This is a genomic window from Duganella zoogloeoides (assembly GCF_034479515.1).
GTDB classification, from domain to species: domain Bacteria; phylum Pseudomonadota; class Gammaproteobacteria; order Burkholderiales; family Burkholderiaceae_D; genus Rugamonas; species Rugamonas zoogloeoides.
The window spans coordinates 1,500,798-1,513,795 of the sequence record NZ_CP140152.1 but is presented as its reverse complement, the minus strand read 5'-3'; the positions used below and the strand labels follow the sequence as shown (position 1 = coordinate 1,513,795).

The following is a 12,998-nucleotide window of genomic DNA, read 5'->3' as shown; positions in this document are numbered from 1 at the left end:
TGGTTAATGTGCTTTTAAGACAGCAGTGCATCATTTACGTGGGACAGCGTACAGAAGCCTGGGCTGTATAGAAAGATAATAGATTCCAAGATACGAACGAACAGTTCGACATCGCTTCGATGCCCACTGCGGACGTCACAACATAACCAAGGAGAGAATCATGCTCTATACCATCGCTGTAGTTCTGCTTATCCTGTGGCTGCTGGGCCTGGTCACCTCGTACACCATCGGCGGCTTCATCCACGTGCTGCTGGTCGTTGCCATCATCATGGTGCTGCTGCGCCTGATCAGCGGTCGCGGCGTCTAGTACGTCACCCGCTTAGAATAGGCGGCGTCCCACCTTCTTGGTGGTACGCCGCTTTTTTTATTTTGAAAGGACCACCATGAAACACATCGCGATCATGCTCACGGCTTTGGCCGCGCTGTCGGCAAACGCCCAAACCGCACCTGCCATCAAGCCGGGCACGTGGGAAACCAGCAGCAAGGTCTCCACCGCCGACATCCAGACCAACGCTGCGCTGGACATGGCCATGCAGCAGTTGGGCAATCTGCCGCCGGCGCAAAAGGCGCAGATGGACGCCTTCCTGGCCAAGAACGGCGTCTCGTCGCCGACCGTGGGCACCGACGGCGCGATCGCCGTGCGCGCTTGCGTTACGCCAGAGATGGCGGCCAGAAAGGGATTGCCGTTAAATCAGAAAGGACAATGCACGTCCACCAGCACGCCGATCGCAGGCGGCTACGATGTGTCGTTCACGTGCAAGGACCCGGTCTCGAACGGACGGGGAACCGTGAAATTCGTGGATGACCGGAATTACACCATGGTGATGGATGTGAGCACCACCGCCACCGGCGCCCAGCACGACGTCAAGATCAACTCGACCGGCCGCTGGGTCAGTGCAACCTGCCCTGCCAAACCCTAGAATGAGTGGCGCAGGCCGATGTTGATGGCGTGGTCGCCGCGACCACGCGTGGTGGCGGTGCCAACTGCGTAATTGCCGCCGTTGCGATTCTTGATCTTGGCCAGCGCAGTATAAAAGTCGGTGCGCTTGGACATGGCGTAGCTGGCGCCGATGGCGATCTGGTCGGCATCGCGGTTGGCCAGCCCCTGGTCGTCCTTGCGGATGTACGAAGCAAGGAAAGTGGTGGCGCCCCTGGGCACGGCCACGCCAAACAGGGCGTCGCGGCTGCGGTCGGTGGGCAGGGTTTGTACCATGGCGCCATAGGGATTCGATTGGTCCCACTGGTTGCTGCCGGCACCACGGCTGTGGCCGTAGGCGGCGTAGCCCACCACGCCGCCGAAATCGACATTGGCGGCAACCAGCGAGTTGCGCGCCGACTGGTCGACGGCCGGGGTGGTGGCATTGGCTTCGAGCAGATTGTTTTTGCGCTGGTGCGTGATGCTGATATTGACCGGCCCCTTGGCATACCCGATGGTGGCGCCATACGCGCGGTTGACCTTGCTGTTGAACTGCGACTCGCCGAAGCTGTAAATCACCGAGCCGATCAGGCCGCTGCGGCTGCGCGGCGACTTGTACTTGATCGAATTGTCATAGCGCTTGGTCGTGTAACCAACCAGGTTGCCGGCGTTGCCGGCCATCCCGCCATGGAACGGATCGGCCACGTCGGTCAGCGCCTCGTATAACAGGTTGTACTGGCGGCCCATGGTCACCGCACCGAGCGGCCCCTCGAGACCGACAAACACCTGGCGGCCGAACAGCTTGTTTTGATGTTCATTGGCGCCGGTATCGTTCTTGATGCCCGCTTCCAGCGTGTACACGGCAGCCGTGCTGCCACCGAGACTTTCGCGGCCACGGATGCCGAGGCGCGAACCGGAAGCGACACCGCTGTCGAGGCGGGTACGGGCGCAGTCGCCCTGGCAACCGCGCTCGACCACTACACCGGCATCGAGCAGACCATACACCTCGACCGGCGGCGTTTGCGCCGCTGCGGTCAGGGGCGCGATCAGGGACAGCGCAAGGATAGTCGGTTTCATGATGAGCGATGAAAGAGTGGATTAGTGATTTCATAATAGGCCGCGCCCGGCCATAGTTCTGTGCGGACCGCCACGTAAGCAGTCACTTCTAACGCCAGTTGGTTTATAGTGGCATTTCATCATGTGAAAGGCCGCTCCCATGCATGCGCACTTGCACTCGCACTACGGCAGCAAACGTTGCACGCCCGAACAGGCACTCGACTGCCTGACAGATGGCGACACCATCATCGTGCCCACCGGGGCCGGCGAACCGCCGTCGCTGCTGCACGCGCTGTCCGACCACCGCAGGCGTTTTCACGACATCAAGGTGGCGCAAATCCTGGCCATGCGCAAATACGGCTACTTCGATTGCGACACCGTGCAGCACGTGCGCCACGTGGCGCTGTTCTTCGGCGGCGCCTCGCGCGCAGCGGGACAAGCGGGCTGGGCCGATTTTGTCCCCGCCTATTTTTCCGAGTTGCCCAGCCTGATCGAGCGCGACCTGGTGCCGGCCGACGTGGTGTTTTCGCTGGCGTCGCCGATGGACGAATACGGCAATTTTGCGCTGAGCCTCGGCGCCGACTACACCATGGCGGCCATCCTCAAGGCGCGCGTGATTGTGCTCGAGGTCAATCCCAACGTGCCCACCGCGCACGGCAACTGCATCGTCCACATATCGCAGATCACCGCGCTGGTGGAGAGCGACGAGCCGGTAATCGAAGTAGGCCTGCCCGCCATCGGCCCGGTGCAGGAAGCGATCGGCAAGCTGGTGGCCGACCTGATCGACGACGGCTCCACTTTGCAGATCGGCTACGGCGGCATTCCGGACGCGGTGGTGATGCAGCTGACCAGCAAGCACGACCTGGGCGTGCATACCGAGATGATCGGCGACGGCATCCTCAAGCTGGTGGAATGCGGCGCGGTCAACAACAGCCGCAAGACCTTCATGCCGGGCAAGATGGTGGCGACGTTTGCACTCGGCTCGCGCCGGCTGTACGACTTCATGCATGACAATCCCATGCTGGAAATGCATCCTGTTAATTTCACCAACGACCCGTACCTGGCCGGGCAAAACGCCAACATGGTTGCGATCAACGCCAGCCTGCAAGTGGACCTGCTGGGCCAGTGCGGTTCCGAGAGCCTGGCCCACCTGCCCTATTCCGGCACCGGCGGCCAGGTCGATTTCGTGCGCGCCGCCAACCGCTCGCGCGGCGGCAAGGCGTTTATCGTGCTGCCCTCGACCGCCAAAGAAGGCACCGTGTCGCGCATCGTGCCCACGCTCACGCCTGGCACACATGTCACCACCGGCAAGAACGACGTCAACTACGTGGTCACCGAATACGGCGTGGCCCAGCTGCGCGGCAAGACCGCCCACCAGCGCGCCGAGGCCCTGATTGCCATCGCCCACCCCGACTTTCGCCACGAGTTGCGCCAGGCCGCGCGCCGCATCATGTTGTGTTGAAACCACTAACTTGATTACATGCCGGAAATGACTGTTCGAGAGCGTACATACCGGGTCGGAGCCGAGCGGGTATACTTCGTTTTTAGTTTACTGCGGCTTTTGCCGCCCGATGCATGCTCGAGATTCTTCAACGCCTGGACGCCAACAGCAACGATATCGGCCTCATGGTCGAGTTGTTCGCCACCCTGCGCCCCAAGCGTCCCCATGGCTCCGAAGCTGGCGCGCGCGCCACGGCCAACGTCCGCACCCTCACCCAATTACTGAAGGGCGATCCTGCCCATGCGCTGGCCCTGCGCGGCTACGCCCGCAACCTGCTCGCTGCGCGCCGCCATGCCAGCCTGTACACCGAAATCGGCGTGCTCTCCAACGACGGCTTTTTCACCGAATTCAAGCAGCGCATCGCCTCGCGCATCCTGCCGCCCGCGCTGGGCAACGAATACCTGAGCGACGCCATCGACCAGGTGCTCTACAAGCGCACCGACTACATCTGGATGAGCGCAGTGCCCCCCGCCGACTGGCTCGACCTGATCGACGTCATCAACGCCGGCGCCGGCCACGCGCCGCGCCAGGGTTCCAACCTGATGCTGCCGGGCCTGCTCGACGCGATCCAGACCCTGTCCTACCGCGTGTGCGCGATCGGCCTCGAACCCAAGCTCACCAATTTCCATACCGAGATGGAGACCTACGAGTCGCCGTTCACAGGCCAGAATATCGAGGTGAACGCCTACCTGGCCGCGTACAAGCGCAAGCTGGCCGGCGACGACGTGGCGATGGAAGATGCGCGCCACCTGCTGGTCATGCTCGACCAGTGCGAAACCGTGGTGGTCAAGATCCGCAAGAAGGCGCTGAGCCAGGGCACCAGCATTGCCCTGACCTATTTGCTGGTGACGCTCACGCAAAGCATCAACCGCCTGCGCAAGCTGCTGTACCTGGTCGATACCAGCGGCGAGCTGGCGCCCGATGCCAATACCATCCTGCCCCATGCTGGCATGGCCACGCCGGCGGACACCCAGTTCGTGCAACCGGTGGCGCAGCAGGTAGTGCCCGACCGCCGCAAGGCAGCGGCAGTGGACCTGGCGCTGGAACTGGTCACGGCGCACAACAACAAGTACATGGTGAGCGACCTGCTGCGCGACAACATCAACCTGCTGGCGCGCAACGTGACCGAAAACGCCAGCCACACCGGCGAGCACTACGTGGCCGAATCGCGCACCGCGCTGTTCGGAATGTTCCTGCAAGCCGCTGGCGCCGGCCTGATCATCGGCTTCATGGCGCTGTTCAAAATCCTGTTCTCGTACCTGCGCGCCGCACCGCTGGTTGAAACCTTTTTGTTCAGCATGAACTACTCGCTGGGCTTCGTCTTCATTCACCTGCTGCACTTCACGGTCGCCACCAAGCAGCCGGCCATGACCGCCTCGCGCATCGCGGCCGAGCTGCAAAGCAAGGATGGCAAGAACATCGATCTCGACAGCATGGCCGAGCTGTGCAACAAGGTCTTGCGCACCCAGATCATGGCCGTGCTGGGCAACCTGGCGACCGCCATCCCCACCGCCTGGCTGATCGCCATGGCCTGGCCGTACCTGACCGGCCACCACCTGGTCACGCAAGGCAAGGCCATGCACCTGCTGGCCGACATCGACCCGATCCACGGCCCCAACCTGCTGTACGCGGCGGTAGCCGGCGTGTGCCTGTTCCTGGCCGGCCTGATCTCGGGCTACTACGACAACAAGGCGCTGTACACGCGCTGGGCGCAGCGCATTGCCCAACTGCGCGGCCTGCGCTGGCTGCTGGGCCCCGCGCGTCTGCAACGCTTCGGCGCCTACATGGAAACCAACCTGGGTGGCCTGATGGGGAACTTCTGCTTCGGCATCATGCTCGGCGTGATGCCGCTGCTGGGCTTCCTGCTGGGTCTGCCGCTCGATATCCGCCACGTTACTTTCTCCTCGGCCAACTTCGCGACAGCCATGGTCGGACTGGACTACCATGTCAGCTGGCAACTAGTAGTGACGTCGGTGGCAGGTTTCCTGGCCATTGGCGTGGTCAACCTGATGGTCAGTTTCGGCCTGGCGCTGTGGGTAGCGCTGCGCTCGCGCCAGGTGCGCTTTACCCATGGCTGGCGCCTGACCAAGGCGCTGGTCAAACGTTTTTTCCAGGGACCGGTGACTTTCCTCATCGGTGCCAGGGCAGTCCCCGCATTAACGTTCGATGAACCGCAGTTACTGGAGAAAACACCAAAATGAAAGCGACCAGCTTGCGACTCTGGCTTCCCGCCTGCCTGATGTGCTGGGGTTTGCTGGGCGCTTGCGCTTCGCTGCCCAATGTCAATGAACTGGGCGCCCGGCTCGACACCGCCGAACCGGCCAGCGTGCATGGCAAAAATGGCGAACTGAGCGCCGCGCGCGCCAAGGCGCTGCTCAGCAAGCGCTACACGAAAAACACGCTGGACCTGCAACAGCAGGCCGCGCTCGAGGAAGCGGCCACCGGTGTGCCGCTCATCGCCGGCAACAAGACCACGCTGCTGTTCGACGGCCCGCAGACCATGAGCGAAATGCTCAAGGCCATCGAGGGCGCGAAGAACAGCATCAACCTGGAAACCTATATCTTCGACCAGGACGGCATGGGCATGAAGTTTGCCGATGCCCTGATCGAGCGGCGCAAGGCCGGCGTGGCGGTCAACATCATCTACGACAGCGTTGGCACGATCGGCGTGCCGAAGGAATTCTTCCAGCGCATGCGCGACGCCGGCATCAGCCTGCTGGAATTTAATCCCGTCAATCCGTCCAAGCTGTCCGGCGAAAGCTGGAAGCTCAACAGCCGTGACCACCGCAAGGTGCTGATCGTCGACGGCCGCATTGCGTTCACGGGCGGCATCAACATCAGCGGCACCTATTCCAAGAGCTCGCTGTTCCGCTCGCGTAACAAATCGTCCAAGGGTGAAAACGACGTGGGCTGGCGCGATACCCACATCAAGATCGAGGGACCTGCGGTGCAAGCGTTCCAGTACCTGTTCGTGCGCCAATGGACCGCACAAGACCGCGCCGACCTGACCGACGCCGACTTCTTCCCCAACCCGATCATCGCCGGCGACAAGGTGGTGCGGGTGCTCGGCAGCGACCCGGGCGGCCAGTTCGAAATCTTCAAGGCCTACAACCTGGCGATGCAGGAAGCGAAAAAGACCATCCACATCACGTCCGCCTACTTCGTGCCGGACAAGCAAACCGTCGAAGCACTCAAGGCGGCGGCCAAACGCGGTGTGGACGTCAAGCTGGTGCTGCCGGGGGTGTCCGACAGCGGGCTGGTGTTCCACGCGGGACGCAGTTTTTACGATGAACTGCTCGCAGCGGGCGTGAAGATCTACCAGCTCAAGCTGTCCGTGCTGCACGCCAAGACCGCGGTGATCGACGGCAAATGGTCCACCGTCGGCTCCACCAACATGGATACCCGCAGCTTCCTGCACAACAGCGAGTTGAACGTGGTGGTGCTCGGCGAGGCATTCGGCAACGAGATGGAACGCGCCTTCCAGGAAGACATCCGCGACTCGGTGCAGATCACGCTGGAACAGTGGCGCGACCGGCCATGGCTGGACCGCGTGCAGGAGTGGGCGGCGCAGTGGACCAATTACTGGCTGTAAAAGTCCCGCCAGGGGCACCCGCACCAGCTGCGTCTGGCCGCCATCGCAGTTAGCTATTCGACCCAGTCCGGCCAGTTAAACGCTAGATCTGCCGCTGGCCGCCATCGACAAACAGTTCGATGCCGTTGACGAAACTGGCGTCGTCCGAGGCCAGGAACACCGCGGCTTTGGCGATCTCGTCCGGCTCGCCCACGCGGCCCGACGGTATCAGGCCTGCCAGGTGGTCGAGGAAGCCCTGCTGCTGCGCGGCGTCGGTGCCCACCAGTTCCACCAGGCCAGCGGTCCTGGTCGGGCCGGGACTGAGGGTGTTCACGCGGATGCCACGGCCTTTCAGGTCGAGAATCCAGTTGCGGGCGAACGCGCGCACGGCCGCCTTTGATGCTGCATACACGCTGAAGGCCTCGGTGCCGCCGCTCGCTGCGGTCGAACCGGTCAGGATTACCGACGAACCCTGTCCCAGTAAAGGCAGCGCGGTCTGCACGGTGAACAGCGTGCCCTTGACGTTGCGGCCGAACGTGTCGTCGAAGTGTGCTGCGGTGATCTGGCCCAGCGGCAGCAGCGAGCCGCCGCCGGCATTGGCAACCAGTACGTCGAGCTTGCCGTGCTGCGCGCGCACGCGGTCGAACAGCGACTGCAACTGCGCCTGGTCGGCGGAATCGACGCGCATGCCCTGCGCGCCGGCGCCGATCGCCTGCACCGCCGCGTCGAGCTCGGGCTGGCGGCGGCCGGTGATGTACACATGGGCGCCTTCGCTGGCGAAGCGTTTGGCCATGGCCAAGCCGATGCCGGTGGTGCCACCGGTGATCACTGCGACTTTTTCTGCAAGTTTCATGTTGTTTTCCTTGGAAGTTGTAGGGGAACCGCAAGGCAAGTGTGCAGCGCAAAGCACGCGCCCGGAAGACAGGCTGCGCTCATATCAGCTATGCTCCTGCTGCATGAATGGCGAAATGGAGAGTGCTGGAATGGATAAATTACTGTGGATGCACTGCTTTGTCCGCGCGGTGGAAACCGGCAGCTTTTCAGCCGTGGCGCGCGAGCTCGGTATCGGACAACCGAACGTCAGCCGCCATATCGCCTCGCTGGAGAAGACGCTGTCCACCCGCCTGCTGCACCGCTCCACGCGCCACATGGTGGCCACCCCGGAAGGCCAGCGTTATTACACGCAGGCGCGCCAGGCGCTCGACGTGATTGCCGAAGCCGAGGCCGATGCCCGTGGCCTGCAGCGCCCGCACGGGCTGCTGCGCGTGACCTGCACGCCGAACCTCGGAACGGAGAAAATCATCGGCGCCTTGCCGGCCTTTCTGGCGCAGTACCCCGACGTTGAAATCGACCTGCGGCTCAACGACGGTTATGTCGACCTGGTGGCGGAAGGCATCGACGTTGCGCTGCGTGGTGGTGTGCTCAAGGACAGCGCGCTGCGCGCGCGCCGGGTTGGCACGTCGCAGCGCATTTGCGTGGCCAGCGCCGCCTACCTGGCGCGGTACGGCACACCGGTGGTGCCGGCCGACCTGCTGCAACATCAGTGCCTGGTGTACACCTTGATGGCCAGCAGTGGCGGCTGGCCGTTCAAGAACGGCGAGGTGGCGGTGGCGGGACGGCTGCGCCTGAACAGCCTGGAAGGCATCCGGCGCGCCGTGCTGGAAGATGTCGGGATCGGCTACCTGCCGTCCTGGATGGTGGCCGAGCAGTTGCGCAGCGGCCAGTTGCGCGCCGTGCTCAGCGACCATGCCGGCCCGCCCGCGCCGCTCAATGCCGTGTATCCGACGCAAACCATGGTGCCCCGGCGCGCGACCGTGTTCATCGATTTTATTGCGGCGCTGTTTGCCGCAACGCCGGGACTCAATGGCGTGGCCATTGTTTGAAGTCTCAGGCCACCGCCGTGGTATGCCAGGCCTCGCCGATGCGCTCGAAGATCTCGGTCTGCGCCGGCTCGAACGTGGCCGTGCCATCGACCCAGCTGTAGCGCACCACTTCGATCTTGTCGCTATGTACGCGAATCACGTTGAACGAGTTGGACTCGCCCCGGCCCCGGGTGGACGTGGCCGTGCCGGCCTGCACCACCAGCGCCGCATAGCCGGGCAGCTTGTAGCGGTCGGTGCTCAGGCCCGCGCTGCTGGCGTGGAAATGGCCGGCCAGCAGCAGATCGACACCGCACTCGGCAAACGCCCGCATCGCCATCGGCGCGCGGTTGACCAGGTCGTCCTTGTCGAAGGTTTGCGGCAAGTCGAACGGGTGGTGCGTGACCACGATGCGGGTAACGTCTTTCGGCACGGCGCTCATGCGCTGGCGGATCAGCGCCACCTGCTCAGGATTCACGCGGCCGTCCTTGATGGTGAGCGAGCGCGCCGTGTTCAGGCCCAGCACGGCGATCTCGTCATCGACATACTCGGGCGTGAGATCGAGCGTGACGTAGCGCAGGTACCTGCGCAGCGGCGTCAGGAAACGGCTGGCGACGTTGTAGAGCGGGATGTCGTGGTTGCCGGGGACGACGATTTGCGGGCCTGGCAAGGTGTCCAGGAAAGCGCGCGCGGCAATGAACTCTTCGGTCTTGGCGCGCTGGGTCAGGTCGCCGGACACCACCAGCACATCGGGCGCCAGCGATGCCACCAGCGCGCGCAGCGGTTCGAGCAACTGCTGGTCGACGCGGCCGAAATGCAGGTCCGACAAATGAACGATGGTGCGCATGGCTAGCTCCCCCTGGTGATGGTGCGGCCGGGCGCGATCACGCTCAGCGCGCCGGCGCGCGAGCGGTACTTGAGCGGCGGCTTCATTTCCGTCACTTCGCCATCGGTGGCCACGCGCAGGTGACGGTGGCGGGTATCGATTTCCAGTTCGGCAGCGGTCAGCACGTCGAAATCTCGCGCCTCTGACAGGCGGTTGAACAGCGCGTGGATGGCGTAGCGAAACAGCGCCAGCCGGGTGGGCTTTTGCGCCACGTACATCACCAGCTTGCCGCTGTCGAGCCGCTCGCGCTCGCCGATGGTGAGACCCTGCAAGTACTCATTGTTGCCGATGAAAACGAAGGGCGTACGCCGCAGGTGTTCCTCGCCATTGATGGTGAGCCGCACGCGCATGAACGGAAAGCGCCGCAGCACCACGAACAGCGCGCGGCCGAACGCATGCCACTTGCTGCGCCCGAGTTTTTTCTGCTGCTGCTCGCGGTCGCGCACCAGGTCCGGGTAAATGCCGAGGCTGGAATTGTTGAGGAAGATGCGCCCGTTTACCTCGCCCACGTCCACCCGCAATGGCTTGCCGGTGACAGCGTGGGCCACCGCCTCGTCGAGATCGAGCGGGATGTTGAGGTCCTTGGCAAAGTGGTTGAGGGTACCGAGCGCCAGCACGCCCAGGTGGGTGTCGCTGCCCACCAGTTGCGAGGCCACGCAGTTGATGGTGCCATCGCCCCCGCCCGCCACGACCACTGTGACCTTGTCGGCAACCGCCTGGCGGGCGCGGTTGATCATTTCCTCGCCGCTCTTGGCCAATAATATTTCCGGTTCGACACCGTGGCGGCGGAATTTTTCCGCCAGCGCGGCGGACCAGCCGCCGCAGTAACCGAGGCCGGCACTGGCGTTGATGATGACGACGATCGAATTGAGCACGCAGTTCCTTACATAGTTCCGTTGGCAGCAAGCGAGCGCGCTTCGCTGCGGCGGCGCAGCGTGGAAATGGCCGTGATACATACCGCCAGCCAGGCCGCGCTGCTCGCCATCGCTGCCAGCACATCGCTCAAATAGTGCGCGCCGAGGTACACGCGACTGAATGCCACCAAGAATATCATCACCACGCAGAACGCCGCTGTTGCCAAGCGCACACTCCAGCCCTTGCAGGCGATCATGATGTAACACGCCAGCACGCCGTAGAACAGCGTCGCCGCCGCCGTGTGGCCGCTGGGGAAGCTGTAGGTGGACAGCGTGACCAGCGGCTCCTCGAACAGCGGCCGGCTGCGCTGGAACACCTGCTTGAGCACCACATTGAGGATCATGCCCGGCAGGACGGTAACGCCCAGCGCCAGCAGCCAGTAGCGCTGCCGGCGGCGCCACAGGTAATAGCCGAAAGCGGCCACCAGCAGGATCATGCCGCCCACCTTGTGAACGAAGGAGATAAACAGCAGGAAGCTGGTGTAGGGCTCAACGTGGTGGGTGTTGAACCAATTAGCGATGTGCACGTCCAACACGGTAATAGCGTCCTGGTCGGTGACCTCGTCGGCGATGTTGCCGAAGACGGCGACCGCGACGATCATGATCAGCACGCCCAGGGTCATGTGCAGGCCGAACTGGCCGCCGGGAGTCAATCTTGCCCCCATGAAACGTAATATTTTGCTAAAAATTTGGTGCCTCCGCATAGGTCGCCGTAGAAGCTGGCGTAAAAATCACAAAACAACAAATTTACTGTTTATTTAAACAGTACCTGTTTATCCATACAGTACTTATGCTATTCTGAACTCCTCGTTAAACACATCGCCCTAAAGGAAATGTCATGATCAACAGTAGCCTCAGCTCCCGTTTCGGTCTCGAATACATGCCTACCTCGTTCCTGGTACGCATGGGCAAGCGCGAATTGCTGGTCTGTCGTGACTTCCGCAAGCGCTTCTACGCCGTCAACCCGGTCATCGAGTGCGATACCGGCGTGCAGGCAGGCCACCTCGAAATTCTGCTGTGCCGCCGCTGGTTGCTCATCATGTCGAAGGCGCATTAATGGTTGCCTCAGCAATTGTCGGTACCAGTTGCCCGATCCAGTCGCCCGATAGCCCGGCAGATGCCGCCAGCTCGCAGGCGCTCCTCACCTGGATCTGGCAGCTGGGCCACCGTCAAACGCCACAGCGCAAACCGCAGTCCTAGTTCATAGCCGTGGTGCAGATCGACAAGTCTGCATCTATGTTAACTGTTTTTCCTCGCAGCACAGTACAGCAGATGCCGGGCTTAATCGTCTTCTAAGCCTTGCCGCACTGCTCGCGCAAAAAATCGCGCAAGGTCAGCACGGTCGCCGATACCTGCGACCGGTGCATGCACACCATGTGCAGCGGGGTCGGCTCGCCGGCAACGTCCGGCATCAGCACCACCAGCCGTCCCGCGCGCAAGTCGCCGCTCACGTCGAGCCGCGATTTGTAGGCCACGCCCAGTCCTGCCACGGCCCAGCGCCGCACCAGGTCGGCATCGTCCGCACTGCGATCGCCGTGGACCTGCACCGCCACCGGCGTCCCCTGCTCTGCCGCGCCATGGGCCAGATAAAAATTCCAGCGATCGTGGATGACATCGTCGAGCATGAAGCGCAGGCAGTTGTGGCGCGACAAGTCGCGCAGATCGGCCAGCGGGCCGTGGCGGCGCACATACTCGGGCGAGGCCACTAGGACGCGGCGGTTGTCGGGCGCCAGCGGCAAGGCGATCAGGCTTGAGTCGTCTTGCCGCCCGTAGCGGATCGCAATGTCCACCGGCTGGCGGTACAGGTCCGACAAGCGGTCACCCACGCTGAGCTGGTAGCTCACCTTCGGATACAGGTGCTGGAACTGGTCGAGCCAGCCCACCAGCATATTGCGGCCCAGGTCGGACGGCATCGACATCTTCAGCACGCCGCCCAGGGTTTCCTTGCCTTCGGCCAGCGCGTCGTGCCCGTCTTGCAGTGCGCGCAAGGCGTCACGCGCGTGGCGCAGGTAGCGTTCACCTTCGTCAGTCAGGCGCAGCGAGCGCGTGGTGCGGGCAAACAGGCGTATGCCCAGTTCGTTTTCCAGGCGCTTGACTGCCGCGCTGGCCAGCGCCGGCGAAATCTCCAGCTCGCGCGCCGCTGCCGACAGGCTGCCCCGGTCTGCCGTGCGGACAAACACCGTCACATCATCGAATCGCACCACTATCTTCATTCCTTTGAAAGTGTTTCAGCCAAACGGCTCTTTTTCGCTCAAGCGAAATAAATGATCATACATGCACTTAACCTCAACGGAG

At 63.0% G+C, this 12,998-nt stretch carries 14 protein-coding genes; 8 read left to right on the top strand and 6 right to left on the bottom strand.

Translation table 11 applies throughout. The annotated features are described in order from the left end of the window. Positions 1-160 precede the first annotated feature (160 nt). Both SR858_RS06635 and SR858_RS06630 read left to right on the top strand, forming a co-directional pair. Positions 161-307 carry a lmo0937 family membrane protein gene (locus SR858_RS06635; RefSeq protein ID WP_019921959.1) on the top strand — a complete coding sequence of 49 codons (147 nt, stop codon included), beginning with the start codon at positions 161-163 and terminating at the stop codon, positions 305-307. A 76-nt stretch (positions 308-383) separates the two neighbouring features. Next, positions 384-920: a DUF3617 domain-containing protein gene (locus SR858_RS06630; protein WP_019921958.1), complete on the top strand. Its 537-nt coding sequence runs from the start codon at positions 384-386 to the stop codon at positions 918-920. Here SR858_RS06630 and SR858_RS06625 read toward each other — a convergent pair. After that, complete coding sequence (locus SR858_RS06625) at positions 917-1,993, bottom strand: porin (protein WP_019921957.1); 1,077 nt, start codon at positions 1,991-1,993, stop codon at positions 917-919. The two genes, SR858_RS06630 and SR858_RS06625, sit on opposite strands and share 4 nt — an antisense overlap. A gap of 139 nt (positions 1,994-2,132) precedes the next feature. Between SR858_RS06625 and SR858_RS06620 the strand changes: the two genes are divergently transcribed. The 3 genes from SR858_RS06620 (at position 2,133) to cls (ending at position 7,065) form a co-directional block, all read left to right on the top strand. Further along, positions 2,133-3,434, top strand: a complete 1,302-nt coding sequence (locus SR858_RS06620) for an acetyl-CoA hydrolase/transferase family protein (protein WP_019921956.1) — start codon at positions 2,133-2,135, stop codon at positions 3,432-3,434. Positions 3,435-3,547: 113 nt separating this feature from the next. Further along, positions 3,548-5,674 carry a site-specific recombinase gene (locus SR858_RS06615; protein WP_019921955.1) on the top strand — a complete coding sequence of 709 codons (2,127 nt, stop codon included), beginning with the start codon at positions 3,548-3,550 and terminating at the stop codon, positions 5,672-5,674. After that, positions 5,671-7,065 carry a cardiolipin synthase gene (cls, locus tag SR858_RS06610; RefSeq protein ID WP_019921954.1) on the top strand — a complete coding sequence of 465 codons (1,395 nt, stop codon included), beginning with the start codon at positions 5,671-5,673 and terminating at the stop codon, positions 7,063-7,065. The genes SR858_RS06615 and cls overlap by 4 nt, the downstream gene beginning before the upstream one ends. Positions 7,066-7,147: 82 nt before the next feature. On the opposite strand, the gene SR858_RS06605 is transcribed toward cls, so the two are convergent. Further along, the gene (locus SR858_RS06605; protein WP_019921953.1) at positions 7,148-7,897 is read right to left on the bottom strand and encodes an SDR family NAD(P)-dependent oxidoreductase; all 750 of its coding nucleotides are present in this window, start codon (positions 7,895-7,897) and stop codon (positions 7,148-7,150) included. A gap of 130 nt (positions 7,898-8,027) precedes the next feature. On the opposite strand from SR858_RS06605, the gene SR858_RS06600 reads away from it, so the two are divergent. Further along, positions 8,028-8,927, top strand: coding sequence for a LysR family transcriptional regulator (locus tag SR858_RS06600; protein ID WP_019921952.1), 900 nt, complete (start codon positions 8,028-8,030; stop codon positions 8,925-8,927). Between the two features lie 4 nt (positions 8,928-8,931). Here the strand turns inward: SR858_RS06600 and SR858_RS06595 are convergent, their stop codons facing one another. The 3 genes from SR858_RS06595 to SR858_RS06585 are packed head-to-tail and all read right to left on the bottom strand — an operon-like array spanning position 8,932 to position 11,356. Beyond that, entirely contained in the window at positions 8,932-9,750 is an 819-nt protein-coding gene (locus tag SR858_RS06595) for a metallophosphoesterase family protein (RefSeq protein ID WP_019921951.1), read from the bottom strand. A gap of 2 nt (positions 9,751-9,752) precedes the next feature. After that, positions 9,753-10,664, bottom strand: a complete 912-nt coding sequence (locus tag SR858_RS06590) for a diacylglycerol/lipid kinase family protein (protein ID WP_019921950.1) — start codon at positions 10,662-10,664, stop codon at positions 9,753-9,755. Positions 10,665-10,672: 8 nt separating this feature from the next. After that, positions 10,673-11,356 carry a phosphatase PAP2 family protein gene (locus SR858_RS06585; RefSeq protein ID WP_019921949.1) on the bottom strand — a complete coding sequence of 228 codons (684 nt, stop codon included), beginning with the start codon at positions 11,354-11,356 and terminating at the stop codon, positions 10,673-10,675. Between the two features lie 185 nt (positions 11,357-11,541). Between SR858_RS06585 and SR858_RS06580 the strand changes: the two genes are divergently transcribed. Both SR858_RS06580 and SR858_RS06575 read left to right on the top strand, forming a co-directional pair. Next, positions 11,542-11,760 carry a hypothetical protein gene (locus SR858_RS06580; protein WP_019921948.1) on the top strand — a complete coding sequence of 73 codons (219 nt, stop codon included), beginning with the start codon at positions 11,542-11,544 and terminating at the stop codon, positions 11,758-11,760. Beyond that, complete coding sequence (locus SR858_RS06575) at positions 11,760-11,903, top strand: hypothetical protein (RefSeq protein ID WP_157094833.1); 144 nt, start codon at positions 11,760-11,762, stop codon at positions 11,901-11,903. Before SR858_RS06580 ends, SR858_RS06575 begins: the two co-directional genes overlap by 1 nt. 92 nt (positions 11,904-11,995) lie before the next feature. On the opposite strand, the gene SR858_RS06570 is transcribed toward SR858_RS06575, so the two are convergent. Further along, complete coding sequence (locus SR858_RS06570) at positions 11,996-12,907, bottom strand: LysR family transcriptional regulator (protein WP_026637304.1); 912 nt, start codon at positions 12,905-12,907, stop codon at positions 11,996-11,998. Between the last annotated feature and the right edge of the window lie 91 nt (positions 12,908-12,998).

What these genes read in the sequence shown, in the direction of transcription:
- SR858_RS06635 (WP_019921959.1), top strand. Translation starts at nt 161, where the DNA reads ATGCTCTATACCATCGCTGTAGTTCTGCTTATCCTGTGGCTGCTGGGC.
- SR858_RS06630 (WP_019921958.1), top strand. Translation starts at nt 384, where the DNA reads ATGAAACACATCGCGATCATGCTCACGGCTTTGGCCGCGCTGTCGGCA.
- SR858_RS06625 (WP_019921957.1), bottom strand. Translation starts at nt 1,993, where the DNA reads ATGAAACCGACTATCCTTGCGCTGTCCCTGATCGCGCCCCTGACCGCA.
- SR858_RS06620 (WP_019921956.1), top strand. Translation starts at nt 2,133, where the DNA reads ATGCATGCGCACTTGCACTCGCACTACGGCAGCAAACGTTGCACGCCC.
- SR858_RS06615 (WP_019921955.1), top strand. Translation starts at nt 3,548, where the DNA reads ATGCTCGAGATTCTTCAACGCCTGGACGCCAACAGCAACGATATCGGC.
- cls (WP_019921954.1), top strand. Translation starts at nt 5,671, where the DNA reads ATGAAAGCGACCAGCTTGCGACTCTGGCTTCCCGCCTGCCTGATGTGC.
- SR858_RS06605 (WP_019921953.1), bottom strand. Translation starts at nt 7,897, where the DNA reads ATGAAACTTGCAGAAAAAGTCGCAGTGATCACCGGTGGCACCACCGGC.
- SR858_RS06600 (WP_019921952.1), top strand. Translation starts at nt 8,028, where the DNA reads ATGGATAAATTACTGTGGATGCACTGCTTTGTCCGCGCGGTGGAAACC.
- SR858_RS06595 (WP_019921951.1), bottom strand. Translation starts at nt 9,750, where the DNA reads ATGCGCACCATCGTTCATTTGTCGGACCTGCATTTCGGCCGCGTCGAC.
- SR858_RS06580 (WP_019921948.1), top strand. Translation starts at nt 11,542, where the DNA reads ATGATCAACAGTAGCCTCAGCTCCCGTTTCGGTCTCGAATACATGCCT.
- SR858_RS06575 (WP_157094833.1), top strand. Translation starts at nt 11,760, where the DNA reads ATGGTTGCCTCAGCAATTGTCGGTACCAGTTGCCCGATCCAGTCGCCC.